33 protein-coding genes, 2 tRNA genes and 3 rRNA genes are annotated in these 24555 nt (G+C 42.9%); 1 reads left to right on the forward strand and 37 read right to left on the reverse strand.

Annotation, left to right across the window (positions count from 1 at the left end):
• The 36 genes from AC6IZR_RS00005 to tgt form a co-directional block, all read right to left on the reverse strand.
• A tRNA-Val gene (locus tag AC6IZR_RS00005) sits at positions 1 to 73 on the reverse strand.
• A 34-nt stretch (positions 74 to 107) separates the two neighbouring features.
• A 5S ribosomal RNA gene (gene rrf, locus AC6IZR_RS00010) occupies positions 108 to 221 on the reverse strand.
• A gap of 79 nt (positions 222 to 300) precedes the next feature.
• Positions 301 to 3200: ribosomal RNA gene (locus AC6IZR_RS00015) — 23S ribosomal RNA — on the reverse strand.
• A 123-nt stretch (positions 3201 to 3323) separates the two neighbouring features.
• Positions 3324 to 3396, reverse strand: a tRNA-Ala gene (locus tag AC6IZR_RS00020).
• Positions 3397 to 3449: 53 nt separating this feature from the next.
• Positions 3450 to 4996 (reverse strand): 16S ribosomal RNA (locus tag AC6IZR_RS00025).
• Together the 16S, 23S and 5S rRNA genes with 2 tRNA genes alongside form the textbook arrangement of a ribosomal RNA operon.
• A 258-nt stretch (positions 4997 to 5254) precedes the next feature.
• Entirely contained in the window at positions 5255 to 6526 is a 1272-nt protein-coding gene (locus AC6IZR_RS00030; RefSeq protein ID WP_497848558.1) for a glutamate-cysteine ligase family protein, read from the reverse strand.
• 253 nt (positions 6527 to 6779) lie between these two features.
• Positions 6780 to 7166, reverse strand: a complete 387-nt coding sequence (rplQ, locus tag AC6IZR_RS00035; protein ID WP_003002399.1) for a 50S ribosomal protein L17 — start codon at positions 7164 to 7166, stop codon at positions 6780 to 6782.
• Positions 7167 to 7177: 11 nt separating this feature from the next.
• A complete protein-coding gene (locus AC6IZR_RS00040; protein ID WP_003009635.1) occupies positions 7178 to 8116 on the reverse strand; it encodes a DNA-directed RNA polymerase subunit alpha in 939 nt (312 codons plus the stop codon).
• Between the two features lie 45 nt (positions 8117 to 8161).
• Entirely contained in the window at positions 8162 to 8545 is a 384-nt protein-coding gene (rpsK, locus tag AC6IZR_RS00045) for a 30S ribosomal protein S11 (protein ID WP_003002390.1), read from the reverse strand.
• Positions 8546 to 8568: 23 nt separating this feature from the next.
• Complete coding sequence (rpsM, locus tag AC6IZR_RS00050) at positions 8569 to 8934, reverse strand: 30S ribosomal protein S13 (protein ID WP_003009631.1); 366 nt, start codon at positions 8932 to 8934, stop codon at positions 8569 to 8571.
• A 17-nt stretch (positions 8935 to 8951) separates the two neighbouring features.
• Complete coding sequence (gene rpmJ / locus AC6IZR_RS00055) at positions 8952 to 9068, reverse strand: 50S ribosomal protein L36 (protein WP_001808836.1); 117 nt, start codon at positions 9066 to 9068, stop codon at positions 8952 to 8954.
• A gap of 23 nt (positions 9069 to 9091) precedes the next feature.
• Positions 9092 to 9310 carry a translation initiation factor IF-1 gene (gene infA, locus AC6IZR_RS00060; protein ID WP_001029883.1) on the reverse strand — a complete coding sequence of 73 codons (219 nt, stop codon included), beginning with the start codon at positions 9308 to 9310 and terminating at the stop codon, positions 9092 to 9094.
• 116 nt (positions 9311 to 9426) lie between these two features.
• Positions 9427 to 10065: an adenylate kinase gene (locus AC6IZR_RS00065; RefSeq protein ID WP_003009627.1), complete on the reverse strand. Its 639-nt coding sequence runs from the start codon at positions 10063 to 10065 to the stop codon at positions 9427 to 9429.
• Between the two features lie 96 nt (positions 10066 to 10161).
• Entirely contained in the window at positions 10162 to 11472 is a 1311-nt protein-coding gene (gene secY, locus AC6IZR_RS00070; protein WP_023920186.1) for a preprotein translocase subunit SecY, read from the reverse strand.
• Positions 11473 to 11484: 12 nt separating this feature from the next.
• On the reverse strand, positions 11485 to 11925 hold the full coding sequence (rplO, locus tag AC6IZR_RS00075) for a 50S ribosomal protein L15 (RefSeq protein WP_003002405.1): 441 nt from the start codon (positions 11923 to 11925) through the stop codon (positions 11485 to 11487).
• Between the two features lie 145 nt (positions 11926 to 12070).
• On the reverse strand, positions 12071 to 12253 hold the full coding sequence (rpmD, locus tag AC6IZR_RS00080) for a 50S ribosomal protein L30 (protein WP_002894509.1): 183 nt from the start codon (positions 12251 to 12253) through the stop codon (positions 12071 to 12073).
• A 14-nt stretch (positions 12254 to 12267) separates the two neighbouring features.
• Positions 12268 to 12762 (reverse strand): 30S ribosomal protein S5, encoded by a 495-nt coding sequence (gene rpsE, locus AC6IZR_RS00085; protein ID WP_003009617.1) that lies wholly within the window; start codon positions 12760 to 12762, stop codon positions 12268 to 12270.
• Between the two features lie 17 nt (positions 12763 to 12779).
• Positions 12780 to 13136: a 50S ribosomal protein L18 gene (rplR, locus tag AC6IZR_RS00090; protein WP_003010871.1), complete on the reverse strand. Its 357-nt coding sequence runs from the start codon at positions 13134 to 13136 to the stop codon at positions 12780 to 12782.
• Between the two features lie 83 nt (positions 13137 to 13219).
• Complete coding sequence (gene rplF, locus AC6IZR_RS00095; RefSeq protein ID WP_049504188.1) at positions 13220 to 13756, reverse strand: 50S ribosomal protein L6; 537 nt, start codon at positions 13754 to 13756, stop codon at positions 13220 to 13222.
• 227 nt (positions 13757 to 13983) lie between these two features.
• Positions 13984 to 14382 carry a 30S ribosomal protein S8 gene (gene rpsH / locus AC6IZR_RS00100; protein ID WP_003010897.1) on the reverse strand — a complete coding sequence of 133 codons (399 nt, stop codon included), beginning with the start codon at positions 14380 to 14382 and terminating at the stop codon, positions 13984 to 13986.
• A 283-nt stretch (positions 14383 to 14665) separates the two neighbouring features.
• Positions 14666 to 14851 carry a type Z 30S ribosomal protein S14 gene (locus tag AC6IZR_RS00105; protein WP_001085699.1) on the reverse strand — a complete coding sequence of 62 codons (186 nt, stop codon included), beginning with the start codon at positions 14849 to 14851 and terminating at the stop codon, positions 14666 to 14668.
• A gap of 17 nt (positions 14852 to 14868) precedes the next feature.
• A complete protein-coding gene (gene rplE, locus AC6IZR_RS00110; RefSeq protein WP_497848559.1) occupies positions 14869 to 15411 on the reverse strand; it encodes a 50S ribosomal protein L5 in 543 nt (180 codons plus the stop codon).
• A 23-nt stretch (positions 15412 to 15434) separates the two neighbouring features.
• Positions 15435 to 15740 carry a 50S ribosomal protein L24 gene (gene rplX / locus AC6IZR_RS00115; RefSeq protein WP_003002315.1) on the reverse strand — a complete coding sequence of 102 codons (306 nt, stop codon included), beginning with the start codon at positions 15738 to 15740 and terminating at the stop codon, positions 15435 to 15437.
• 74 nt (positions 15741 to 15814) lie between these two features.
• Positions 15815 to 16183 carry a 50S ribosomal protein L14 gene (gene rplN / locus AC6IZR_RS00120; RefSeq protein ID WP_003002384.1) on the reverse strand — a complete coding sequence of 123 codons (369 nt, stop codon included), beginning with the start codon at positions 16181 to 16183 and terminating at the stop codon, positions 15815 to 15817.
• 25 nt (positions 16184 to 16208) lie between these two features.
• Positions 16209 to 16469 (reverse strand): 30S ribosomal protein S17, encoded by a 261-nt coding sequence (gene rpsQ, locus AC6IZR_RS00125; RefSeq protein WP_000440801.1) that lies wholly within the window; start codon positions 16467 to 16469, stop codon positions 16209 to 16211.
• A gap of 23 nt (positions 16470 to 16492) precedes the next feature.
• Entirely contained in the window at positions 16493 to 16699 is a 207-nt protein-coding gene (gene rpmC / locus AC6IZR_RS00130) for a 50S ribosomal protein L29 (protein ID WP_003002350.1), read from the reverse strand.
• Positions 16700 to 16708: 9 nt separating this feature from the next.
• Positions 16709 to 17122 carry a 50S ribosomal protein L16 gene (gene rplP, locus AC6IZR_RS00135; protein ID WP_000960947.1) on the reverse strand — a complete coding sequence of 138 codons (414 nt, stop codon included), beginning with the start codon at positions 17120 to 17122 and terminating at the stop codon, positions 16709 to 16711.
• 3 nt (positions 17123 to 17125) lie between these two features.
• Positions 17126 to 17779 (reverse strand): 30S ribosomal protein S3, encoded by a 654-nt coding sequence (gene rpsC, locus AC6IZR_RS00140; RefSeq protein ID WP_003002336.1) that lies wholly within the window; start codon positions 17777 to 17779, stop codon positions 17126 to 17128.
• 12 nt (positions 17780 to 17791) lie between these two features.
• Complete coding sequence (gene rplV, locus AC6IZR_RS00145) at positions 17792 to 18136, reverse strand: 50S ribosomal protein L22 (protein ID WP_000818139.1); 345 nt, start codon at positions 18134 to 18136, stop codon at positions 17792 to 17794.
• Positions 18137 to 18147: 11 nt separating this feature from the next.
• Complete coding sequence (gene rpsS / locus AC6IZR_RS00150) at positions 18148 to 18429, reverse strand: 30S ribosomal protein S19 (RefSeq protein ID WP_000533766.1); 282 nt, start codon at positions 18427 to 18429, stop codon at positions 18148 to 18150.
• A 96-nt stretch (positions 18430 to 18525) separates the two neighbouring features.
• Positions 18526 to 19359: a 50S ribosomal protein L2 gene (gene rplB / locus AC6IZR_RS00155; protein ID WP_000512900.1), complete on the reverse strand. Its 834-nt coding sequence runs from the start codon at positions 19357 to 19359 to the stop codon at positions 18526 to 18528.
• A gap of 17 nt (positions 19360 to 19376) precedes the next feature.
• A complete protein-coding gene (locus tag AC6IZR_RS00160) occupies positions 19377 to 19673 on the reverse strand; it encodes a 50S ribosomal protein L23 (protein ID WP_003009593.1) in 297 nt (98 codons plus the stop codon).
• Positions 19673 to 20296 (reverse strand): 50S ribosomal protein L4, encoded by a 624-nt coding sequence (gene rplD, locus AC6IZR_RS00165; protein ID WP_003010827.1) that lies wholly within the window; start codon positions 20294 to 20296, stop codon positions 19673 to 19675. Before rplD ends, AC6IZR_RS00160 begins: the two co-directional genes overlap by 1 nt.
• A 24-nt stretch (positions 20297 to 20320) precedes the next feature.
• Positions 20321 to 20947 (reverse strand): 50S ribosomal protein L3, encoded by a 627-nt coding sequence (gene rplC / locus AC6IZR_RS00170; RefSeq protein WP_003010846.1) that lies wholly within the window; start codon positions 20945 to 20947, stop codon positions 20321 to 20323.
• A gap of 81 nt (positions 20948 to 21028) precedes the next feature.
• Complete coding sequence (gene rpsJ, locus AC6IZR_RS00175; protein ID WP_003009585.1) at positions 21029 to 21337, reverse strand: 30S ribosomal protein S10; 309 nt, start codon at positions 21335 to 21337, stop codon at positions 21029 to 21031.
• Between the two features lie 432 nt (positions 21338 to 21769).
• A complete protein-coding gene (tgt, locus tag AC6IZR_RS00180) occupies positions 21770 to 22912 on the reverse strand; it encodes a tRNA guanosine(34) transglycosylase Tgt (RefSeq protein WP_497848560.1) in 1143 nt (380 codons plus the stop codon).
• A 150-nt stretch (positions 22913 to 23062) separates the two neighbouring features.
• On the opposite strand from tgt, the gene AC6IZR_RS00185 reads away from it, so the two are divergent.
• Positions 23063 to 23932 carry a DUF975 family protein gene (locus AC6IZR_RS00185; protein WP_497848561.1) on the forward strand — a complete coding sequence of 290 codons (870 nt, stop codon included), beginning with the start codon at positions 23063 to 23065 and terminating at the stop codon, positions 23930 to 23932.
• A 57-nt stretch (positions 23933 to 23989) separates the two neighbouring features.
• Here AC6IZR_RS00185 and AC6IZR_RS00190 read toward each other — a convergent pair whose 3' ends face one another.
• The gene (locus tag AC6IZR_RS00190) at positions 23990 to 24442 is read right to left on the reverse strand and encodes a CoA-binding protein (protein WP_031576673.1); all 453 of its coding nucleotides are present in this window, start codon (positions 24440 to 24442) and stop codon (positions 23990 to 23992) included.
• Positions 24443 to 24555 lie beyond the last annotated feature (113 nt).

The raw sequence follows: 24555 nt of genomic DNA on the forward strand, positions 1-24555 counted from the left end.
TGGGAGTTAACGGGATCGAACCGCTGACCCTCTGCTTGTAAGGCAGATGCTCTCCCAGCTGAGCTAAACTCCCAAATGAGCCTAGTATCTACTAGGCTCAATCTCTTGCTAAGCGACTTCCTTATCTCACAGGGGCAACCCCAACTACTTCCGGCGTTCTAGGGCTTAACTGCTGTGTTCGGCATGGGTACAGGTGTATCTCCTAGGCTATCGTCACTTAACTCTGAATGATTAAACATTCAAAATTGAACATCTATATTCTAACAAGTTAACCTTTCGTTGTCAATATCTTTTGACTCTTTGGATAAGTCCTCGAGCTATTAGTATTAGTCCGCTCCATTGCTCACACAACTTCCACTCCTAACCTATCTACCTGATCTTCTCTCAGGGCTCTTACTGATATAAAATCATGGGAAATCTCATCTTGAGGTGGGTTTCACACTTAGATGCTTTCAGCGTTTATCCCTTCCCTACATAGCTACCCAGCGATGCCTCTGGCGAGACAACTGGTACACCAGCGGTAAGTCCACTCTGGTCCTCTCGTACTAGGAGCAGATCCTCTCAAATTTCCTACGCCCGCGACGGATAGGGACCGAACTGTCTCACGACGTTCTGAACCCAGCTCGCGTGCCGCTTTAATGGGCGAACAGCCCAACCCTTGGGACCGACTACAGCCCCAGGATGCGACGAGCCGACATCGAGGTGCCAAACCTCCCCGTCGATGTGAACTCTTGGGGGAGATAAGCCTGTTATCCCCAGGGTAGCTTTTATCCGTTGAGCGATGGCCCTTCCATACGGAACCACCGGATCACTAAGCCCGACTTTCGTCCCTGCTCGAGTTGTAGCTCTCGCAGTCAAGCTCCCTTATACCTTTACACTCTGCGAATGATTTCCAACCATTCTGAGGGAACCTTTGGGCGCCTCCGTTACCTTTTAGGAGGCGACCGCCCCAGTCAAACTGCCCGTCAGACACTGTCTCCGTAGATGATTAACCTACCGGGTTAGAGTGGCCATAACACAAGGGTAGTATCCCAACAACGCCTCCATCGAAACTGGCGTCCCGATCTCAATGGCTCCTACCTATCCTGTACATGTGGCACAGACACTCAATATCAAACTGCAGTAAAGCTCCATGGGGTCTTTCCGTCCTGTCGCGGGTAACCTGCATCTTCACAGGTACTAAAATTTCACCGAGTCTCTCGTTGAGACAGTGCCCAAATCATTACGCCTTTCGTGCGGGTCGGAACTTACCCGACAAGGAATTTCGCTACCTTAGGACCGTTATAGTTACGGCCGCCGTTTACTGGGGCTTCAATTCATACCTTCGCTTACGCTAAGCACTCCTCTTAACCTTCCAGCACCGGGCAGGCGTCACCCCCTATACATCATCTTACGATTTAGCAGAGAGCTGTGTTTTTGATAAACAGTTGCTTGGGCCTATTCACTGCGGCTGACTTAAAGCCAGCACCCCTTCTCCCGAAGTTACGGGGTCATTTTGCCGAGTTCCTTAACGAGAGTTCTCTCGCTCACCTGAGGCTACTCGCCTCGACTACCTGTGTCGGTTTGCGGTACGGGTAGAGTATGATTAACGCTAGAAGCTTTTCTTGGCAGTGTGACGTCACTAACTTCGCTACTAAACTTCGCTCCCCATCACAGCTCAATGTTACAGAATTAAGCATTTAACTCAATTCACACCTCACTGCTTAGACGTGCACTTCCAGTCGCACGCTTTAGTTAGCCTACTGCGTCCCTCCTTCACTACATACTCTAGTACAGGAATATCAACCTGTTGTCCATCGGATACACCTTTCGGTCTCTCCTTAGGTCCCGACTAACCCAGGGCGGACGAGCCTTCCCCTGGAAACCTTAGTCTTACGGTGGACAGGATTCTCACCTGTCTTTCGCTACTCATACCGGCATTCTCACTTCTATGCGTTCCAGCGCTCCTCACGGTACACCTTCTCCACACATAGAACGCTCTCCTACCATACCTATAAAGGTATCCACAGCTTCGGTAAATTGTTTTAGCCCCGGTACATTTTCGGCGCAGGGTCACTCGACTAGTGAGCTATTACGCACTCTTTGAATGAATAGCTGCTTCTAAGCTAACATCCTAGTTGTCTGTGCAACCCCACATCCTTTTCCACTTAACAATTATTTTGGGACCTTAGCTGGTGGTCTGGGCTGTTTCCCTTTCGACTACGGATCTTAGCACTCGCAGTCTGACTGCCGACCATAATTCTTTGGCATTCGGAGTTTATCTGAGATTGGTAATCCGGGATGGACCCCTCACCCAAACAGTGCTCTACCTCCAAGAATCTTAATGTCGACGCTAGCCCTAAAGCTATTTCGGAGAGAACCAGCTATCTCCAAGTTCGTTTGGAATTTCTCCGCTACCCACAAGTCATCCAAGCACTTTTCAACGTGCCCTGGTTCGGTCCTCCAGTGAGTTTTACCTCACCTTCAACCTGCTCATGGGTAGGTCACATGGTTTCGGGTCTACGACATAATACTATTCCGCCCTATTCAGACTCGGTTTCCCTACGGCTCCGTCTCTTCAACTTAACCTCGCATCATATCGTAACTCGCCGGTTCATTCTACAAAAGGCACGCTCTCACCCATTAACGGGCTCGAACTTGTTGTAGGCACACGGTTTCAGGTTCTATTTCACTCCCCTCCCGGGGTGCTTTTCACCTTTCCCTCACGGTACTGGTTCACTATCGGTCACTAGAGAGTATTTAGGGTTGGGAGATGGTCCTCCCAGATTCCGACGGGATTTCTCGTGTCCCGCCGTACTCAGGATACTGCTAGGTATAAAGACTATTTCGAATACGAGGCTCTTACTCTCTTTGGCTGACCTTCCCATGTCATTCTTCTATATTCTTTAAGTCCACATTGCAGTCCTACAACCCCGAAGAGTAAACTCTTCGGTTTGCCCTCCTGCCGTTTCGCTCGCCGCTACTCAGGCAATCGCTTTTGCTTTCTCTTCCTGCAGCTACTTAGATGTTTCAGTTCACTACGTCTTCCTCTACCTATCCTTAACAGATAGGAGTACTAGCCATTAGCTAGTGGGTTCCCCCATTCGGACATCTCTGGATCGTCGCTTACTTACAGCTCCCCAAAGCATTTCGTCGTTTGTCACGTCCTTCTTCGGCTTCTAGTGCCAAGGCATCCACCGTGCGCCCTTATTAACTTAACCTTATTTTTGGTCTTGCGACCTAAACTCTTTAAATATTTACAGCGTTTCGGTTTATTTTCTTGTTACTATTTGATATAGATATTCAATTTTCAATGTTCAATCTTAACACCCTTACAGTGTTAATGGAGCCTAGCGGGATCGAACCGCTGACCTCCTGCGTGCAAAGCAGGCGCTCTCCCAGCTGAGCTAAGGCCCCACAAGACCTCTCAAAACTAAACAAGACCAACGTACAGGTTTCCATTTCCTTAGAAAGGAGGTGATCCAGCCGCACCTTCCGATACGGCTACCTTGTTACGACTTCACCCCAATCATCTATCCCACCTTAGGCGGCTGGCTCCTTACGGTTACCTCACCGACTTCGGGTGTTACAAACTCTCGTGGTGTGACGGGCGGTGTGTACAAGGCCGGGAACGTATTCACCGCGGCGTGCTGATCCGCGATTACTAGCGATTCCGACTTCATGTAGGCGAGTTGCAGCCTACAATCCGAACTGAGACTGGCTTTAAGAGATTAGCTTGCCGTCACCGACTCGCGACTCGTTGTACCAGCCATTGTAGCACGTGTGTAGCCCAGGTCATAAGGGGCATGATGATTTGACGTCATCCCCACCTTCCTCCGGTTTATTACCGGCAGTCTCGCTAGAGTGCCCAACTCAATGATGGCAACTAACAATAGGGGTTGCGCTCGTTGCGGGACTTAACCCAACATCTCACGACACGAGCTGACGACAACCATGCACCACCTGTCACCTCTGTCCCGAAGGAAAACTCTATCTCTAGAGCGGTCAGAGGGATGTCAAGACCTGGTAAGGTTCTTCGCGTTGCTTCGAATTAAACCACATGCTCCACCGCTTGTGCGGGCCCCCGTCAATTCCTTTGAGTTTCAACCTTGCGGTCGTACTCCCCAGGCGGAGTGCTTAATGCGTTAGCTGCGGCACTGAGTCCCGGAAAGGACCCAACACCTAGCACTCATCGTTTACGGCGTGGACTACCAGGGTATCTAATCCTGTTTGCTCCCCACGCTTTCGAGCCTCAGCGTCAGTTACAGACCAGAGAGCCGCTTTCGCCACCGGTGTTCCTCCATATATCTACGCATTTCACCGCTACACATGGAATTCCACTCTCCCCTTCTGCACTCAAGTTAAACAGTTTCCAAAGCGTACTATGGTTAAGCCACAGCCTTTAACTTCAGACTTATCTAACCGCCTGCGCTCGCTTTACGCCCAATAAATCCGGATAACGCTCGGGACCTACGTATTACCGCGGCTGCTGGCACGTAGTTAGCCGTCCCTTTCTGGTAAGATACCGTCACAGCGTGAACTTTCCACTCTCACACTCGTTCTTCTCTTACAACAGAGCTTTACGATCCGAAAACCTTCTTCACTCACGCGGCGTTGCTCGGTCAGGGTTGCCCCCATTGCCGAAGATTCCCTACTGCTGCCTCCCGTAGGAGTCTGGGCCGTGTCTCAGTCCCAGTGTGGCCGATCACCCTCTCAGGTCGGCTATGTATCGTCGCCTTGGTGAGCCGTTACCTCACCAACTAGCTAATACAACGCAGGTCCATCTCTTAGTGATGCAATTGCACCTTTCAAATCAATATCATGCGATATCGACTTTTATGCGGTATTAGCTATCGTTTCCAATAGTTATCCCCCGCTAAGAGGCAGGTTACCTACGCGTTACTCACCCGTTCGCAACTCATCCGCTCGGTGCAAGCACCAAGCTTCAGCGTTCTACTTGCATGTATTAGGCACGCCGCCAGCGTTCATCCTGAGCCAGGATCAAACTCTCATTAAAATAATTGTTTGTCTTAAACTCATTCTGTCACTGACAGATTTATTGTTTTTTATTGTTCAGTTACTATAACTTTCGTTATAGCGCCCTGCACATTGGTTCGTCTTGTTCAGTTTTCAAAGGTCTTTGTCGCTCTCGCGCGACAACTATATTAGTATATCATGACCTCACCTTACTGTCAATACTTTTTTCCAAAAAATTTTATTTTTTTGAAAGTTTTTTTGAAAGTAATAAAGAAAAGCCTGTAATAAGGCTTTTCTATTAGTCTAGTTCTTTGGTAATGATAAGAAATTTTTCTTCCTTGTAGCCTCTTTTCATTAAACCTGCTTCAGCTATGTCTAGAAGATCTTTTGAAAAGGATTGGATCGCTTCTTTTTCTTCTTTACTTAGAATTTTCTTTGAATATTTCTTTCTAAGTTTTCGATAGTCCTGTTCTTCATTTTTAAAAAATGAAGAATCTTCTAAATAGTTTTCCAGTTTTTCTAATTCTACAAACAAGCCCAACTCAAAGGCAATCGGGGTAAAGGTGGTTTCTAACGGTTGCGTACAAACACTTCTAAATTCCACAGTCCCACGAGCAGTTAAATCTTGAAATTGGTAACTTCGATGTTGTTTTAGATCTTCTTTTACAGGCTTAATGATCTTCTCATTTCCATCAGCCGTATAGGCTGTAATTTCTTTTTGATCTAGATAATCTTCCACTCGAATTGGTTTAAAATAATATGATTTGCCCCCTCTAGTTGCTGTAAAAATAGCCGTTTTAGCGAGATTATTAAAAAACTCTTCTTCGCTTTGGTAATCCTTAGGATAAATCCCTACATTTTCCTTATAATAACCATGTAAGGATTCTTCCCAGAAAATATCTCTAGCAATTTTTGTATCCCAAGCCTCTGCTGAAAATTCTGAGTTAGAAAACAAATATGCTTTTGCTGCTTCAATTTTATTAAATGCATTAATGATGCGAATATAATTATCGCGCCTTACATCCAATTGAACCTGGTTTCCGCATATAAATGCTCCGTACGAAGGATAGGAGTGTGTCTTCATCCCTGTACCATTCATTGCAAGGAAAGCCATTAACATCTTGTATCGTTCGATTTTCACTGGGCTATTATCATTTTCTTTCCACAAAGGATGGATTCCGTGCCCTTGAATTTCGTGATTATTTTCTTGTAAAATCGGTTGAATGATCTTCAAATAGTCCTCAAAACGTTTGGCCACATCATTTATAGAACGAGCTCTCTCAAATGCAAATTCAATTGTATTGTAACTCAACTCGAATAGAATACGATCTTTAGAAGAGCAGTGAACCAATTGAATGGGATTTTGATTGTCATCTATTTTTTCAACTTCAAAATCTGATAAGTTTGCTAAGGTTCGAAAAAGATTTTTCGTCACCTCTATATTTGTTTTGTTTCCATTTGTTTCTACAATCGGAAACTCTAATTCAACTCCGACAAAGAGTTCCGAATCCTCTTTCATATTACTAAGGTACTTCTCTTTTAGTAATTTAATTGCTTGTTGTTTTGTCATTGAATCCTTTTTCTTCTATTGGAGATATGGGTTCCATTATATCATTTTTTGCTATTCTCGACTACTCACGAAAACAAGACAAAACGCCTGCTTACGAAATTGTTTTAAATTAAAGCAATTTCGTAAACAAGCGTCTACCATTCATTCAATATGATGAGTGTTCCCGCTGGGGAAAATCCCCAGCGGTAGACCAGAGCTAGACTAAGAATAACAGTGTATTCCATCATCATAACACTCAACAAAATTGATGATATTATACCAATTCGATGATAGCCATTGGCGCAGCATCACCACGACGTGGTTCAGTTTTAAGGATACGAGTATATCCACCATTGCGCTCAGCATAACGAGGTGCTAATTCAGAGAACAATTTTTGAAGTGCAGTTGTTTCTGAGTATTTACCTGTTTCTTCATCAAAGTTTTGTGATGCAACTTCGTTACGTACGAATGCAGCAGCTTGACGACGTGCATGCAAATCACCACGTTTACCCAAAGTAATCATTTTTTCAACTGATTTACGGATTTCTTTCGCACGTGCTTCAGTTGTTACAATTGCTTCATTGATGATAAGATCTGTAGTCAAATCGCGAAGCATCGCTTTACGTTGTGAGCTAGTGCGTCCTAGTTTACGGTAAGCCATGTATTCCTCCTCTATTTATCGTTTTTTAACCCAAGGCCTAAGTCGGCAAGTTTGATTTTAACTTCTTCAAGACTCTTACGTCCCAAGTTACGAACTTTCATCATTTCTGCTTCTGATTTTTCAGTTAAATCGTAAACAGTATTAATGCCAGCACGTTTCAAACAGTTGTATGAACGAACTGAAAGATCTAATTCTTCGATCGTACGTTCTAAAATGCGATCATCAGAAGTTGTATCTACTTCCTTCATAACGTCTGTTGCAATAGCAATTTCAGTTAAGTTTGTGAATAGATTTAGGTGTTCTGTCAAAATACGAGCAGACAAACCTAAGGCATCTTCTGGAATGATTGTCCCATTTGTCAAAATTTCAAGGGTTAGCTTGTCAAAGCCATCGTTGCTACCAACGCGTGCTGGTTCAACTTGGTAATTGACTTTAGTCACTGGCGTATAGATTGAATCTACAGCAAGTGTTCCCACTGGTGCATCATCTTTTTTGTTTTGATCAGCTGGAACATAGCCACGTCCACTGTTTACAGTAAGCGTTGCTTTCAAAGATGCTCCTTCTCCGATTGTAAATAGATAATGATCAGGGTTTACAATTTCGATGTCACTATCAGTAAGAATATCTCCAGCAGTTACTTCTGCAGGTCCTTCTACATCAAGTTCAATAATCTTTTCGTCTTGGACGTAAGATTTAACGGCGATTCCTTTAACGTTAAGAATAATTTGCATAACGTCTTCACGGACTCCTGGAACGGTATCAAATTCGTGGAGTACACCTTCAATGTTGATTGAAGTGACAGCTGCACCTGGAAGTGAAGCCAGAAGTACACGACGAAGTGAGTTTCCAAGTGTTGTACCATAGCCACGTTCAAGTGGTTCTACGACAAACACGCCATAATCTTTGTTTTCATCAATTTTTGTTATATTTGGTTTTTCAAACTCAATCATTTGCTATACTCCCTCTTAAACGAAAAGCTGTGTAATTGTTGATGATTATACACGGCGACGTTTTGGAGGACGAGCACCATTGTGTGGTACAGGAGTTACATCGCGGATTGCAGTTACTTCAAGACCAGCAGCAGCAAGTGCACGAATAGCAGACTCACGACCTGAACCAGGACCTTTAACAGTTACTTCAACAGATTTAAGTCCGTGTTCTTGAGCAGCTTTTGCAGCAGCTTCTGATGCCATTTGAGCAGCAAATGGTGTAGATTTACGAGAACCTTTAAATCCAAGTGCACCTGCAGATGACCAAGCGATTGCGTTACCATGCACATCAGTAATCATAACAATTGTGTTGTTAAATGTAGCGTGAATATGAGCAATACCAGATTCGATATTCTTTTTCACACGACGTTTACGTGTTGGTTTAGCCAAGATTTTTACCTCCTTATTTTATTTTATTTTTTCTTACCTGCAATCGCAACAGCTTTACCTTTACGAGTGCGAGCATTGTTTTTAGTGTTTTGTCCACGAACTGGAAGTCCACGACGGTGACGGATACCACGGTATGAACCGATTTCCATCAAGCGTTTGATGTTCAAGTTTACTTCACGACGAAGGTCACCTTCAACTTTGATTGCGTCAACTTCACGACGGATAGCATCTTCTTGATCTGGTGTAAGATCGCGAACACGAATATCTTCAGAAACGCCTGCAGCAGCAAGGATTTTCTTAGATGTTGGAAGTCCGATACCGTACACATAAGTCAATGAAATTACTACACGTTTGTCATTTGGAATGTCAACTCCAGCAATACGAGCCATGTTTTCTCCTTTCTATCTTATCCTTGACGTTGTTTGTGTTTTGGATTTGCTGGGCAAATTACCATAACACGACCATTACGACGAATTACTTTACAGTATTCGCAAATTGGTTTGACCGATGGTCTTACTTTCATTTTTATCCCTCCAAGTTTTTCGATTATTTAAAGCGGTATGTGATACGTCCACGTGTCAAATCGTACGGACTCATCTCCACTGTAACACGATCTCCCGCTAAAATACGAATATAGTTTTTACGAATTTTACCAGAAACTGTTGCTAAAATCTGATGTCCATTTTCAAGTTCAACCGTAAACATAGCATTCGGCATAGTATCAACTACTTTACCTTCTACTTCAATCACATCGTCTTTTGCCACGCAAAAGTACCTCCATAAATTTCGATTCATTCCTCTGAGCACAGAGGTAACAATTATAAGTCAGACTAACTAATTGTATCACTTGTCGTCAAATATTGCAAGTGACTAAAACGTTTTTATTTTAAATTCTCCAAGACCTTTTGGATATCTTTGAAGACGTCGTTGATGTCTTGATTTCCTTCAATATCATGGACCAATCCTTTTGCACGGTAATGAGCAAGAATTGGCTCACCTTGAGCAATATTCACATCCAGACGGCGTTTCACTGTTTCTGGTTTGTCATCTTCACGTTGGTAATAGTCTTCTTCCTTGTAGTCAGCTGGTGGGTTGAATACTTTATGGAAGGTTTCACCTGTTTCACGATGGATGATGCGACCACTCAAGCGCTCGAGGAGACATGATGGATCCACTTCAATGTTGATCACTCCTTCAAGCTCCAAACCAAGGTCTACCAAGATTTGATCCAAGGCATGAGCTTGTTCAATCGTGCGAGGAAAACCGTCCAAAAGGAATCCTTTTTCCTTAATGTCGTCTTGAGCCAAACGTTCTTTTACAATCCCATTTGTCACATCATCGGGCACCAATTCACCTTTGTCGATGAATGATTTTGCCAATACACCCATTTCAGTTTGGTTAGCCATTGCTGCGCGGAACATATCACCGGTAGAGATATGCGCTACGTGAAACTCTTCCACGATTTTCGCTGCTTGGGTCCCCTTACCTGCTCCAGGCAATCCCATAATTAAAAGATTCATGATGAATTCTCCTTATTTTGTTTTTAAATGGAAGCAGGAGCGAATTCCTATTTCCATTTAAAAACAAAATAGAAGGCTGACAAAGTCAACCTTATTCTATTCTGTTGTTGTGTCCATAAATCCGACATACTTACGTTTTAATAAGTAGCCTTCTAATTGTTTCATTCCCTCAATACCTGTTGAAATAATGATTAACAAACTAGTTCCTCCAAGAGCAACTGCGTCTGTCAAACCAAATAAATCTCGAGCCAGGATTGGAATGATGGTAATAAAGCCAAGGAATACTGATCCGACGCTTGCTAAACGACGTAGCAAGCGAGACATAAACTCTTCTGTCCCCTTACCAGGGCGGACGCCTGGGATATAGGCACCACTCTTTTGAAGGTTTTCTGCCGTTTTTTCAGGATTGATCTGAACAAACGTGTAGAAGAAGGTGAAGAGAATGATCAATAAGGCATACATTGCCACACCAGTTGGTGTGTTTGTAGCCAACATGGCTTGAGCTGTTTTCACCCATCCTGCATTGTAACCCATAGCGCTAATCACTTGGAAAATCGCAGCAGGCGCTGCTGTAATCGAACTAGCGAAGATGACAGGAATAACCCCTGCTGGGTTCACTTTTAAAGGAAGGTAAGAACTTGATGGAGCTCCTTGCGCAATCTTAGTATATTGGATTGGAATCTTGTATTGTGCTTGCTCTACAAAGGTTGTAAAGTAAACAATAACCAAGACAGCAAGGATTAATACCCCAACAAAAATAAGAGAATTGGTCATTTGACCAGAACGTACGTTCACAAATGCATTTTCATAGATTTCTTTAATCATCTCAGGAATCGATGACACAATTCCCGCAAAGATAATCATTGAAACACCATTTCCGTATCCTTTATCTGTGATTTGTTCTCCAAGCCAAGTCACAATCATGGAACCGGTCGTCAGAATTGCACCGATTAACAGATAGGTCTTGGTATTAGGAGTTGCAACTAATTTTGCCTGAGACAAGGTGTGGAAGGTCGCTGTAATCCCAATGGATTGAACAAAAGCTAGAACCAAAGAAATATAGCGTGTTGCTTGGTTGAGCTTTCTTCGACCAACTTCTCCTTGTTTGCCCCATTCAACAAACTTAGGTAACAGATCCATTTGCAAAAGTTGCACGACGATCGAAGCTGTGATGTATGGGCTAACCCCTAATGCGAAAACTGAGAAGTTCCTCATAGCATTCCCAGATACTAAACTGAGCATGTTCAAGAAGGACACATCTTGAAGGTTGTTCAGAATTTTCGCATTTACACCAGGTACTGTAATCGTGGTTCCAATGCGGAAAACAAGAATGATGAAGATCGTAAACAAAATCTTCGACCGAACTTGTTTTACCTTAAATGCATCTTTTAATAATTTAAAAAACATAGGTCACCTCACTTAGATGACTTCAACTGAACCACCTTTAGCAGTGATAGCTTCTTCAGCTGATTTAGAGAATTTAGCTGCTTTAACAGTCAACTTCTTAGTCAATTCTCCGTTACCAAGAATTTTGATACCTGATTTTTCAGCTTTTACAATTCCTGATTCTACAAGTACTACTGGAGTTACTTCAGCACCATCTTCAAAGGCGTTCAATTGATCAAGGTTCACAATAGCATATTCTTTAGCGTTGATGTTTGTAAATCCACGTTTTGGAAGACGACGGAACAATGGAGTTTGTCCACCTTCAAAACCAAGACGTACACCGCCACCGCTACGAGCTTTTTGACCTTTTTGACCACGGCCAGAAGTTTTACCATTACCAGATGAAGTACCACGACCAACACGGTTGCGGACTTTACGTGAACCTGTAGCAGGTTGTAATTCATGAAGTTTCATTATTTATTTTCTCCTCTTTTGTAAATTGCTAACGCATGTAATCAGGAAAAGGTGTCCTAACTACAAACTCGCCTATACTTATATTTAGTTTTAGGGGATGAGAACTTCTCATACCCCTGAAAACTTTGTTTCTATTTTAAATAGATTATTTTACTTCTTCAACAGTTACCAAGTGAGATACAGCAGTGATCATACCACGTACTGCTGGGTTATCTTCTTTGATAACAGAGCTATTCAATTTGCCAAGTCCAAGTGCTACAACAGTTTTACGTTGTGACGGGATGCGTCCGATTGGAGACTTAGTCAAAGTAATTTTAATTTGAGCCATTTGAATCTCCTTTCTTAAGCCAAGTCAGAAACTGAAATACCACGAAGGGCAGCAACTTCATCAGCGCGTTTCAATTGTGCCAAACCGTTAACAGTTGCACGAACGATGTTGATTGGAGTGTTTGATCCAAGTGATTTAGATGTAACATCTGCAATACCTGCCAATTCGACAACGGCACGAACTGCACCACCTGCAGCAACCCCAGCCCCTTCGATAGCTGGTTTCAACAATACACGAGCTCCACCAAATACTGATGTTACTTCGTGTGGAATTGTTGTTCCAACCATAGGAACTTCGATCAAGTTTTTCTTAGCATCTTCAACAGCCTTACGGATTGCTTCTGGAACTTCTTGAGCTTTACCAGTACCAAATCCAACACGGCCATTACGGTCACCAACAACTACAAGAGCTGCAAAACGAAGACGACGTCCACCTTTAACAACTTTTGTAACACGGTTGATGGCAACTACGCGTTCTTCAAGTTCAACTGCATTATCTTTAAATGCCATTTTCTAGTGTCCTCCTATTAGAATTTCAATCCGTTTTCACGAGCTGCATCAGCCAAAGCTTTAACACGTCCGTGATATAGATATCCACCGCGGTCGAACACCACTTCAGAAATACCTTTAGCAACTGCACGTTCAGCAACAAGTTTGCCGACAACAACGGCTTGTTCAGTTTTAGTTCCTTTTGAAACTTCTTTGTCAAGAGTTGAAGCGCTTGCGAGCGTTACACCCGCTACGTCATCAATTACTTGAGCGTAGATGCCTGTATTAGAACGGAATACGTTCAAACGTGGGCGATCAGCAGTTCCAGAGAGTTTTCCGCGAACGCGACGGTGGCGTTTTTGACGGATTTTGTTTTTATCTGGTTTCGAAATCACAATTTTCACCTCTTAATTTTAAAATCATGTGCTAAGCACTGAGTTGGTAAGATGAAGTTTGGTTGAAGAACAACCAAACTACATTATTTACCTGTTTTACCTTCTTTGCGGCGAACGTATTCACCAACATAACGGATCCCTTTACCTTTGTATGGTTCAGGTGAACGAAGGCTACGTACGTAAGCAGCTGTTTGACCAACTACTTCTTTTGAAATTCCGCTAACAACGATTGTTGTTGGGTTTGGAAGTTCAAAAGTAATTCCTTCTGGAGCTTCAACTTCGTCTGGGTGTGATTTACCAACAGCCAAAACAAGTTTTGATCCTTGAAGTTGTGCACGGTATCCAACCCCGCGCATTTCAAGTTCTTTCTTGAATCCTTCTGATACACCAGTAACCATGTTGTTCAAAAGGGCACGAGTTGTTCCGTGGATTGTTTTCATTTCTTTTGAATCGTTTGGACGGTGAAGCGTTACTTCAGCACCTTCCACACGGATTTCAATATCTTTTGAGAACGTACGAGTAAGTTCTCCTTTAGGTCCTTTTACAGTTACAACGTTGTCATTGTTAGTGAGTTCAACACCAGCAGGCAACACGATAACTTTATTACCAATACGTGACATGTTTTATATTCTCCTGTTAAATTGTCAGACCTTTGAAGGCCAGTTTTCACGGGGTTTAAGATACTTATTTAGTTCAAGAGCTGAACTGAACACGCTCTAAGAACTGTGCATCTTGATTTGAGTTCGAGCTAAGAATTTGGTGATAAAGATAAGTTTGTCTTGGAGCATCGCTCCTACTACAAACTTCCTATTTTCACTACATTCTTTTAACGCTCTCACATCATTAATTACCAAACGTAAGCGATAACTTCTCCACCAACGTTCTTTTGGCGTGCTTCTTTATCAGTAAGCAAACCTTCAGAAGTTGAAAGGATAGCAATTCCAAGTCCGTTAAGAACTTTTGGAAGATCTTCACGTTTTTTGTAAACACGCAAACCTGGTTTAGATACACGTTTCAAGTTTGTGATAACTTTTTCACCGTTTTGTCCGTATTTCAAGAATACACGGATGATGCCTTGTTTGTCATCTTCGATGAATTCAACGTTTTTTACAAAACCTTCGCGTTTAAGGATTTCAGCAATCCCTTTTTTGATGTTTGATGCAGGTACTTCAAGTACTTCGTGTTTTGCTTGGTTAGCGTTACGAATACGTGTAAGGAAGTCTGCGATTGGGTCAGTCATAACCATTATAATTTCTCCTCTTACTAGTAGTTTGCAAGTTGCACTTGCTAGTTAATACATGATACAGAGAGCGTAACAGCGAGAGCAAAAATAGGCAATTTGATGCAGGAGCGATGCTCCAAAGAAAATTGGTCTTTTTTGCCAAAGCTGTAGCTCGTGTTCAAATCGGCAAGCCCAACTGAACCCGGGCTAAACTCTGTGTGAAAAAGATAAACTTTCCTAGAAACTAAAGTTTCTTCGTCAAGTTTCCTATTTTCACTTGGAGTTTTAACGCCCTTGATATCTTAAATTACCAAGATGCTTTTGTAACACCTGGGATTTGACCTTTGTATGCCAATTCACGGAAGCAAACACGGCAAAGTTTAAACTTGCGGTAAACTGAGTGTGGACGTCCACAACGTTCACAGCGAGTGTATGCTTGAGTAGAGAACTTCGCTGGGCGTTTGTTCTTAGCAATCATAGATTTTTTAGCCATTAGTTTTACCTCCTATATTATTTTGCAAACGGCATTCCGAGGCCAGTAAGCAATGCACGTGATTCTTCGTCTGTGTTCGCTGTAGTTACGATTACGATATCCAAACCACGAGTTTTATCAACATCATCAAAGTTGATTTCTGGGAAGATCAATTGTTCTTTCACACCAAGTGTGTAGTTTCCGCGTCCATCAAATGATTTAGTTGGAACACCATGGAAGTCACGTACACGTGGAAGTGAAACTGTTACCAATTTATCCAAGAATTCGTACATACGTTCACCACGAAGGGTAACTTTTGCACCGATCGCAACACCTTCACGAAGACGGAAGCCGGCGATTGATTTTTTAGCCTTAGTGATCAATGGTTTTTGACCTGAGATCAAAGCAAGCTCTTCAGCAGCTTTTTCAAGGTTTTTAGCATTTGATACTGCATCACCAACACCTATGTTCAAAACGATTTTATCAACTTTTGGCACAGCCATAACTGATGAATAGTTGAACTGTTCAGTCAATGATGGTACTACTTCATTAAGGTATTTTTCTTTTAAACGATTAGCCATTATACTTCTCCTTTCCTTCGTGATTAGTCAAGCACTTCGCCTGATTTTTTGTTGTAGCGAACTTTTTTGCCGTCTACAAATTTGTAGCCAACGCGTCCAGCAACACCGTTTTTGTCCAAAACTTGAACGTTAGAAGCATGGATTGGAGCTTCTTTTTCAACGATCGCACCTTGAGGGTTTTCGTTATTTGGACGTTGGTGTTTCTTGATGATGTTTACACCTTCTACAACAACTTTATTTACTTTTGGAAGAGCAGTAAGAACAACAGCTTCTACGCCTTTGTCTTTACCAGCGATAACGCGAACTTTGTCGCCTTTTTTTACAAACATTTTATTCTCCTTTTATTCTTACGCCCGATGGGCACCCTGGCTATGCCAGGGGACTGTGTTTGTTTTTTTATTGATTAAAGTACTTCTGGAGCAAGTGACACGATCTTCATGAAACCACCGTCACGCAATTCACGTGCAACTGGGCCGAAGATACGAGTTCCGCGAGGAGTTTTGTCGTCACGGATGATTACTGCTGCATTTTCGTCGAATTTGATGTATGAACCATCTTTACGACGAGCACCTGATTTAGTACGAACGATAACAGCTTTTACAACGTCACCTTTCTTAACCGCACCACCAGGAGTAGCTTGTTTTACTGATGCAACGATTACATCACCGATGCTCGCGAATTTACGTTTTGAACCACCAAGAACTTTGATTGTCAAGATTTCGCGTGCGCCACTGTTATCAGCGACTTTCAAACGAGTTTCTGTTTGAATCATTTACGTTTTCTCCTTTCAGGTATGATTAGATGATGACCGCTTCTTCAACGACTTCTACAAGACGGAAGCGTTTTGTAGCTGAAAGCGGACGAGTTTCCATGATACGAACGATATCGCCTTCTTTAGCAACATTGTTTTCATCATGAGCTTTGTATTTTTTAGAATAGTTGATACGTTTACCATAGACTGGGTGGTTACGTTTAGTTTCAACTACAACTGTGATTGTTTTGTCCATTTTGTCAGACACAACACGTCCAACAAGAACTTTACGATTATTGCGTTCCATTGAAATTCTCCTTCCCTAGTCTATTATTTAGCTTCTGATTGAACAGTTTTGATACGAGCGATTTGTTTTTTCACTTCTTTCAAACGTCCAGTTTGTTCCAATTGACCAGCAGCCGCTTGGAAACGAAGTTCAAACAATTCTTTCTTCAATTCATTTTCACGCTTCGCGAGTTCTTCTTGAGAAAGACCACGAAGTTCTTTAACAAATTCTTTTACTTCTGTAAGTTTCATGACCTCTCCTTATTCTGCTTCACGTTTCACAAATTTAGTTTTAACTGGCAATTTGTGGCTAGCAAGACGAAGCGCTTCGCGTGCGATCTCTTCAGATACACCAGCGATTTCGAACATCACTTTACCACGTTTAACTGGTGCTACCCAACCTTCAGGAGCCCCTTTACCAGATCCCATACGTACCCCGATAGCTTTAGCGGTGTATGATTTGTGTGGGAAAATCTTAATCCAAACTTTACCACCACGTTTCATGTAACGAGTCATGGCGATACGAGCAGCTTCGATTTGACGGTTTGTGATCCAGTGGCTAGTTGTAGCTTGAAGACCGTATTCACCGAATGCTACTTCTTTTCCACCTTTTGCTTCACCGCGCATTTTACCACGGAATTCGCGACGGTGTTTTACACGTTTAGGTACTAACATTGGTTATTTACCTCCTTTAGCGTCTTTACGAGCTGGAAGAACTTCACCACGGTAGATCCATACTTTAACACCAAGTTTACCGTAAGTAGTGTCTGCTTCTTCCCAAGCGTAATCGATATCAGCGCGAAGTGTGTGGAGTGGAACAGTTCCTTCAGAGTATCCTTCTGCACGGGCAATATCTGCACCGTTCAAACGACCTGATACTTGAGTTTTGATTCCTTTAGCTCCAGCACGCATAGCACGTTGGATCGCTTGTTTTTGTGCACGACGGAAAGCAACACGTTGTTCCAATTGACGAGCGATTCCTTCACCAACAAGGTGAGCATCCAAGTCAGGACGTTTGATCTCAATGATGTTGATGTGTACTTGTTTACCAGTCAATTTGTTAAGAGCTGCACGAAGTGCATCAACGTTTGCTCCACCTTTACCAATAACCATACCTGGTTTAGCAGTGTGAAGAGAAACGTTAACTTTGTTTACTGCGCGTTCGATTTCAATAGTTGAAACGGCTGCGTCAGCCAATTCTTTTTGAATGAATTTACGGATTGCAAGATCTTCATGAAGGTAATCCGCGTATTCTTTTTCAGCATACCATTTGGCATCCCAATCACGGATGATACCAACACGCATACCAATTGGATGTACTTTTTGACCCACGAGTTTACCTCCTTATTTTTCTGCAACAGCTACTGTGATGTGAGCTGTACGTTTGTTGATTGGTGAAGCTGAACCTTTCGCACGTGGACGGAAACGTTTCATTGTTGGTCCTTCGTTTGCGAATGCTTCAGATACTACCAAGTTAGCTTTTTCCAAACCAAAGTTGTTTTCAGCGTTTGCTACTGCTGAGTTCAACACTTTAAGGATGATCCCTGCAGCTTTGTTTGGTGTGAATGTCAAAATAGCGATGGCATCGGCTACGCTTTTACCACGGATGTTGTCAAGAACAAGACGTGATTTACGAGGTGAAACACGCACTGTACGAGCCATTGCTTTAGCTGAAGTAATTTCTGCCATTTATGTTCTCCTTATTTTCTACGTGTCTTCTTGTCGTCTGCCGCGTGACCTTTGTAAGTACGAGTTGGTGCAAATTCACCAAGCTTGTGACCTACCATGTCTTCTTGGATGTAAACAGGTACATGTTTACGTCCATCATAAACTGCGATAGTATATCCGATGAAACTTGGGAAGATCGTTGAACGACGTGACCAAGTTTTAATTACTTTTTTCTTTTCGTCGTTTGCTTGAGCTTCAACTTTTTTCATCAAATGCTCATCGACGAAAGGTCCTTTTTTAAGACTACGTCCCATTTTGTAATTTTCTCCTTTAAAATTTAGTACCACAGCGGCTTGCGCTGCTAGGCAGCGCTACCGAGCTGGCGGAAAGTGTAAGCTAGTTGCTTATGATTATTTTTGGTTGCGACGACGAACGATAAGTTTGTCAGATTTCGCTTTCTTGTTACGAGTTTTAAGACCAAGCGCAGGTTTACCCCAAGGAGTAGATGGCGCTTTACGTCCAACTGGTGCTTTACCTTCACCACCACCGTGTGGGTGATCATTAGGGTTCATTACAGAACCACGAACTGTAGGGCGAACACCTTTCCAGCGGTTACGTCCCGCTTTACCAAGGTTAACAAGTCCATGTTGTTCGTTTCCGACAACACCAACTGTAGCACGGCAAGTTCCAAGAATCATACGAACTTCGCCTGATTGAAGACGAACAAGTACATATTTACCTTCAGAACCCAATACTTGAGCAGAAGCTCCAGCAGCACGTACCAATTCTCCACCTTTACCAGGTTTCAATTCGATGTTGTGGATCAAAGTACCAACTGGGATGTTAGCAAGTGGAAGAGCGTTTCCGACTTTGATATCCGCTTCTGGTCCTGATACGATACGTTGACCTACTTCAAGACCTTTAGGGGCAATGATGTAAGCTTTCACACCGTCAGTGTAGTGTACAAGCGCGATGTTAGCTGAGCGGTTTGGATCGTATTCGATCGTTTTAACGACTGCTTCAACTCCATCTTTGTTACGTTTGAAATCGATCAAACGGTAATGACGTTTGTGTCCACCACCTTGGTGACGAACAGTGATACGACCGTTATTGTTACGACCTGCTTTGTTTTTAAGAGAAACAAGCAAAGTTTTCTCAGGTGTGTTTGTTGTGATTTCAGCGAAATCCAAAGAAGTCATATTACGGCGACCGTTTGTTGTTGGTTTATAAACACGAATTCCCACGATATTTCCTCCTTAGATTATTCAGCTTCAGTAGCAAACAACTCGATTGCTTTAGAATCAGCTGCAAGCGTGATGATAGCTTTTTTAGTTTTTGAAGTAAAACCAGTGTAACGTCCAACGCGTTTTGCTTTAGGTTTTACGTTTACAGTGTTCACATTCGCAACTTTTACACCTTCAAACGCTGCTTCAACAGCTTGTTTGATCAAAAGTTTGTGAGCGCGAGTGTCAACTTCGAATACATATTTGCCTGCTTCAAGTTGAGCCATTGACTTTTCAGTGATAACAGGTTTTTTGATAACATCATACAAATTCATTATGCAAGAACCTCCTCGATTTTAGAGATAGCTGCTTGAGTAACAAGAAGTTTGTCACTATTTGCGATGTCAAGAACACTTGCAGTTGTAGCAGTCGCAACTTTCACGTTTGGAAGGTTACGAGCTGAAAGAGCTGCGAATTCATTTCCTTCTTCAAGAATAACAAGGACTTTAGAATCGATGCTCAAAGCTGCAAGAACTTTTGCAAATTCAGCAGTTTTTGGAGCTGTAAATTCAAGAGAATCAACGGCTACAAATTTGTTTTCAGCAACTTTTTCTGAGTAAACAGATTTAAGTGCAAGGCGACGAACTTTTTGAGGAAGTTTGTACGCATAGTTACGTGGAGTTGGTCCGAAGACGATTCCACCACCACGCCATTGTGGAGAGCGGATAGAACCTTGACGAGCACGTCCAGTTCCTTTTTGACGCCATGGTTTGCGTCCGCCACCTGAAACGGCTGAACGGTTTTTAACTGCGTGAGTCCCTTGACGAAGGCTAGCACGTTGGCTGATGATCACATCAAATACAACTGCTTGGTTTGGTTCGATACCAAAGATCGCATCGTTAAGAACAACTTCGCCCGCTTGTTTACCAGTTTGGTCGAATAATGTTACATTTGCCATTTTGACTGTATTCCCCTTTCCTTATTATTTACCAGCTTTAACTGCTGACTTGATAGTGATAAGAGATTTCTTAGCACCTGGTACGTTACCTTTGATAAGGATAACGTTCTTTTCTGGAACAACTTGTACAACTTCAAGGTTTTGAATTGTTACACGATCGCCACCCATGCGTCCTGCAAGGTTTTTACCTTTGAATACGCGGTTAGGTGCAACAGGTCCCATAGAACCTGGACGACGGTGGTAACGAGAACCGTGAGCCATAGGTCCACGTGATTGTCCATGGCGTTTGATAACACCTTGGAAACCTTTACCTTTAGAAGTACCAGTTACATCAACAATGTCTCCAGCTTCGAAAGTGTCAACTGTGATTTCAGCACCAACTTCCAAGCCTTCAACGTTTTTGAATTCACGAATGAAGCGCTTAGGAGCCGTGTTAGCTTTTGCTACATGTCCTTTAGCAGGTTTGTTGCTCAATACTTCGCGTTTGTCATCGAAACCAACTTGGATAGCGTTGTAACCATCTGTTTCAACAGTTTTAACTTGAAGAACAACGTTTGGAGTTGCTTCGATAACTGTTACAGGGATCAATTCGCCAGCTTCAGTGAAGATTTGAGTCATTCCCACTTTTTTCCCTAAGATTCCTTTTGTCATGAGAAAATAGTTCCTTTTCTATAGTTTTTTATTCAAAAAGTTTTTAACGAGCGTTTTTTATGCTCTGGATCAAGCTTTTGATTAAAGTTTGATTTCTACGTTTACACCACTTGGAAGATCCAATTTCATCAAAGCGTCAACTGTTTTTTGAGTTGGGTTGATGATGTCGATCAAACGTTTGTGTGTACGCATTTCGAATTGTTCGCGAGAATCTTTGTATTTGTGAGTCGCACGAATGATTGTGTAAAGGCTACGCTCAGTTGGAAGTGGGATTGGACCCGCAACTTGTGCACCTGTACGAGTAGCTGATTCTACGATTTTTGCAGCCGCTGTGTCGAGTGTACGGTGTTCGTACGCTTTCAAACGGATGCGGATTTTTTTGTTTGCCATCTTTTTCTCCTTTTCGTCTATTTAAGATAATAGGCTAGCTCCACAAGAAAACCGACGCGCGTTGCGTGGCAATGCAACCGAGCGTGTCGCAACCTCTTGCATCAAAGCTAATAGCTGTTTTTCACAGCACCATAGTAGTTTAACACAAACAAAGGCCCAATGCAAGGGATTTGAGAAGATTTTTTTCGTTTTTTTGATGAAAGTGTTTTCGAAAGAAATAGAGTGGTAAAAAAGTTGCTATTATATAGGAAAAAGGGAGCGAGACAGAACAAATTTATATCCAATTTGTTCGTCGTCTCGCCCCCGCACAGTTGATTAGGTTATCTTTGGAGCTTAACAAGCGAACAAAGATACCAATCAACCACTGCGTCTATCAGTTATTCCTATTATTCTCAGATGGCTGTAGTCTTTTTTCTTCCTATTTAGCTTTTCCTAGAAATTCCGTCCTGACTTGTTATAGCCATATTTTTCGACGAAATGCTCACGGAATTCTAAGAGATTGTCATCCATGATGGCTTGACGGACCTGCTTCATGAGGTTGATCAAGAAGTATAGGTTGTGGTAGCTAGTCAAGCGAATGCCGAAGGTCTCATCTGCCTTGAGGAGGTGACGAAGATAAGCTCGGGTGTAATTCTTACAAGTGTAGCAATCACATTCAGGATCCAGCGGTGTAAAGTCTTCTGCAAATTGCGCATTTTTCACTACTAGGCGTCCTTGGCTAGTCATACAGGTACCATTTCGAGCAATCCGCGTCGGCAAGACACAGTCAAACATGTCCACTCCACGAATAACGCCATCGATCAGACTGTCTGGAGCTCCTACTCCCATTAGATAGCGCGGCTTGTTCTCTGGTAAGAGCGGAGTTGTGAAATCCAGCACCGCATTCATCTCTTCATGGCTTTCCCCAACAGCTAAGCCACCGATGGAATAGCCTGTGAAGTCCATGCTGACTAAATCTTGAGCAGACTGACGGCGCAAGTCTTCAAATCCAGCCCCTTGGACAATCCCGAAAAGACCTTGATCATGAGGGCGACGGTGAGCCTTTAGGCCACGTTCTGCCCAACGACTGGTCCGTTCGATTGATTTTTTCACATAATCATAGGGTTGATAGAACTGAGGGCATTCATCAAAGGACATCATGATGTCGCTTCCTAGATTGTTTTGGATGGAGATGGCCTTTTCTGGAGAGAGGAACATCTTCGAGCCGTTGAGGTGATTTTTAAAAGTTACTCCTTCTTCAGTGATATTGCGGGTATCCGCTAATGAATAGACCTGGAAGCCTCCACTATCTGTCAAAATGGGCTGGTCCCAGTTCATGAACTGGTGCAGTCCTCCTGCTTTTGCAACTAGATCATCCCCGGGACGAAGCCAGAGATGGTAGGTGTTGGCCAAAATAATTCCGGAGCCCATTTCCTTGAGCTCTTCTGGCGATTGGGTCTTAACGGTTGCCTGAGTCCCTACAGGCATAAACATTGGGGTTGGGAAGGTCCCGTGAGGGGTGATAATTTCTCCCAGACGAGCACCTGTATGCTTTTCTTTTTTGATTAATCGATATTGAATCGGTGAATCTGTCATGGTTACCTCCGTACTGGGAAAAACAGTCCCAGCCTTCTTATTCCTGTCACAGTTTTCCTGTGAGCACCTGTACGATTGTACCAAATTTTACCGGCTCTGTCACGGACTTATGTTATAATAAAAAGTACTACTATGAAGAGAGTGTCATCTATGAACCTTAAACTGATTCGCCTCCGGGCACGTACCATGCAAGTCCAGCAACCGGGCTTAGCTATCCTTTTTGCTCTTCCGGTCCTGTTGACCATTCTTGCTAACTTTCTCTTAAGTGGGCAAGATCTGGTCGATCTACTACCGGATATGACCTTGCAGCAAGCAAGTATCTACATGATCCAGCGGCAGCTCTTTCCTTCTGTCGTCTCCTTTGTCATCTCCATTTTAGTGGTTGGTGCGACTTTTAGCTATTTAGATACGATTAATCCCAAGATCGGACACCGAACACGGGTCTTAGATATCTTTAAACAAGATCGCTTTACCTCTGTATTTGCCACCTTGATCTTGAAGCAAGCCGTCCTCTTTTTATGGGGACTCATCCTCTATGTGGGGAGTCTCATCAGCACCTACGCCAGCATTCGATTTTTAGCGATCTACGATAAGGTGAGCAACCCTAGCACTCTGAGTGCTTCCAGTCCTGAATTTCAATCTCTCATGCAACAAATGCCTCTGATGACTGCTGGTGTCATACTTGGCCTGATTGGCCTCTTCTTTTACCTGCCACAATACTACAGTCTTAGCCTGGTCGAATTGATCCTCTATGAGCAATTACGAGACGGCGACTACAAGGGAGCCTTTGGAGTCCTTCGCCAAAGTCGTGAAACCATGAAAGGGTTCCGCAGCAATCGCTTGGTGCTCGATCTAACCTTGATTGGTTGGTACTTCTTGAATTACTTCACGCGCGATGTCATCGGCTTTTATACCATGCCTTACTTTATTAACTGCCAAATTGCCTTTTATGATCAAATCAAGCAGATCAAACAAGGGCCGCGCCATTTTACAGGCCATCCAAGCCATGAAACTGAATAAGAGTAAGAAGAAAACCCCAGCAAGCTGGGGTTTTCTTCTATGTCAATTGTTTATCATTTATAAACCGTATAGGGAGTCTCCTAAGATCAGTCGGGTGTGTTCTCGTTTGATACAGCGGTTCATGACGATATCTTCTCGTCCAGCTCCACGAAGGATTTCTTCTGCTTCTTGATTTTCCAGCTCCAATTGTGCCCAGAAAATTTTCGCATCCGTCTCAATAAAATCACGTGCCACATCTGGTAAAAACTCACTGCGACGGTATACATCGACGATATCCACTGGGAAAGGGATCTCCTGTAAGCTAGCATACACCGTTTCTCCAAGGATTTGGCCACCGGCTGCACGAGGATTAACGGGAATAATCCGATAGCCCCGCTCTTGCATTTCCTTGCTGACACGATGACTGGTCGTCTCTTCACGATCAGATAATCCAACTACAGCGATAATCTTGCTCGTTTCTAGGTAATGTTTGATAATGCCATCACTAGGATTGCGAAATGAATAAGCCATAAGAATCTCCTTTTGTATGCGTTTCCTTTCTTTAAATAGTATAACAATACGGAAGGCATTGCAAGTGTTTGTCATTAAAAGAGGTAGGAAACTGAAAAGTTTCCTACCTCTTT

It is taken from the genome of Streptococcus mobilis, from assembly GCF_059727625.1.

What these genes read in the sequence shown, in the direction of transcription:
- rplE (WP_497848559.1), bottom strand. Translation starts at nt 15,411, where the DNA reads ATGGCTAATCGTTTAAAAGAAAAATACCTTAATGAAGTAGTACCATCA.
- AC6IZR_RS00190 (WP_031576673.1), bottom strand. Translation starts at nt 24,442, where the DNA reads ATGGCTTATTCATTTCGCAATCCTAGTGATGGCATTATCAAACATTAC.
- AC6IZR_RS00065 (WP_003009627.1), bottom strand. Translation starts at nt 10,065, where the DNA reads ATGAATCTTTTAATTATGGGATTGCCTGGAGCAGGTAAGGGGACCCAA.
- rplD (WP_003010827.1), bottom strand. Translation starts at nt 20,296, where the DNA reads ATGGCAAATGTAACATTATTCGACCAAACTGGTAAACAAGCGGGCGAA.
- tgt (WP_497848560.1), bottom strand. Translation starts at nt 22,912, where the DNA reads ATGACAGATTCACCGATTCAATATCGATTAATCAAAAAAGAAAAGCAT.
- AC6IZR_RS00185 (WP_497848561.1), top strand. Translation starts at nt 23,063, where the DNA reads ATGAACCTTAAACTGATTCGCCTCCGGGCACGTACCATGCAAGTCCAG.
- AC6IZR_RS00105 (WP_001085699.1), bottom strand. Translation starts at nt 14,851, where the DNA reads ATGGCTAAAAAATCTATGATTGCTAAGAACAAACGCCCAGCGAAGTTC.
- rpmJ (WP_001808836.1), bottom strand. Translation starts at nt 9,068, where the DNA reads ATGAAAGTAAGACCATCGGTCAAACCAATTTGCGAATACTGTAAAGTA.
- rpsH (WP_003010897.1), bottom strand. Translation starts at nt 14,382, where the DNA reads ATGGTTATGACTGACCCAATCGCAGACTTCCTTACACGTATTCGTAAC.
- rpsJ (WP_003009585.1), bottom strand. Translation starts at nt 21,337, where the DNA reads ATGGCAAACAAAAAAATCCGCATCCGTTTGAAAGCGTACGAACACCGT.
- rplX (WP_003002315.1), bottom strand. Translation starts at nt 15,740, where the DNA reads ATGTTTGTAAAAAAAGGCGACAAAGTTCGCGTTATCGCTGGTAAAGAC.
- rpmC (WP_003002350.1), bottom strand. Translation starts at nt 16,699, where the DNA reads ATGAAACTTACAGAAGTAAAAGAATTTGTTAAAGAACTTCGTGGTCTT.
- rpsE (WP_003009617.1), bottom strand. Translation starts at nt 12,762, where the DNA reads ATGGCATTTAAAGATAATGCAGTTGAACTTGAAGAACGCGTAGTTGCC.
- AC6IZR_RS00040 (WP_003009635.1), bottom strand. Translation starts at nt 8,116, where the DNA reads ATGATTGAGTTTGAAAAACCAAATATAACAAAAATTGATGAAAACAAA.
- rpsM (WP_003009631.1), bottom strand. Translation starts at nt 8,934, where the DNA reads ATGGCTCGTATTGCTGGAGTTGACATTCCAAATGACAAACGTGTAGTA.
- rpmD (WP_002894509.1), bottom strand. Translation starts at nt 12,253, where the DNA reads ATGGCTCAAATTAAAATTACTTTGACTAAGTCTCCAATCGGACGCATC.
- AC6IZR_RS00160 (WP_003009593.1), bottom strand. Translation starts at nt 19,673, where the DNA reads ATGAATTTGTATGATGTTATCAAAAAACCTGTTATCACTGAAAAGTCA.
- secY (WP_023920186.1), bottom strand. Translation starts at nt 11,472, where the DNA reads ATGTTTTTTAAATTATTAAAAGATGCATTTAAGGTAAAACAAGTTCGG.
- rplP (WP_000960947.1), bottom strand. Translation starts at nt 17,122, where the DNA reads ATGTTAGTACCTAAACGTGTAAAACACCGTCGCGAATTCCGTGGTAAA.
- rplC (WP_003010846.1), bottom strand. Translation starts at nt 20,947, where the DNA reads ATGACAAAAGGAATCTTAGGGAAAAAAGTGGGAATGACTCAAATCTTC.
- rplN (WP_003002384.1), bottom strand. Translation starts at nt 16,183, where the DNA reads ATGATTCAAACAGAAACTCGTTTGAAAGTCGCTGATAACAGTGGCGCA.
- rplQ (WP_003002399.1), bottom strand. Translation starts at nt 7,166, where the DNA reads ATGGCTTACCGTAAACTAGGACGCACTAGCTCACAACGTAAAGCGATG.
- rplO (WP_003002405.1), bottom strand. Translation starts at nt 11,925, where the DNA reads ATGAAACTTCATGAATTACAACCTGCTACAGGTTCACGTAAAGTCCGC.
- rpsQ (WP_000440801.1), bottom strand. Translation starts at nt 16,469, where the DNA reads ATGGAACGCAATAATCGTAAAGTTCTTGTTGGACGTGTTGTGTCTGAC.
- rplF (WP_049504188.1), bottom strand. Translation starts at nt 13,756, where the DNA reads ATGTCACGTATTGGTAATAAAGTTATCGTGTTGCCTGCTGGTGTTGAA.
- AC6IZR_RS00030 (WP_497848558.1), bottom strand. Translation starts at nt 6,526, where the DNA reads ATGACAAAACAACAAGCAATTAAATTACTAAAAGAGAAGTACCTTAGT.
- rplV (WP_000818139.1), bottom strand. Translation starts at nt 18,136, where the DNA reads ATGGCAGAAATTACTTCAGCTAAAGCAATGGCTCGTACAGTGCGTGTT.
- rpsS (WP_000533766.1), bottom strand. Translation starts at nt 18,429, where the DNA reads ATGGGACGTAGTCTTAAAAAAGGACCTTTCGTCGATGAGCATTTGATG.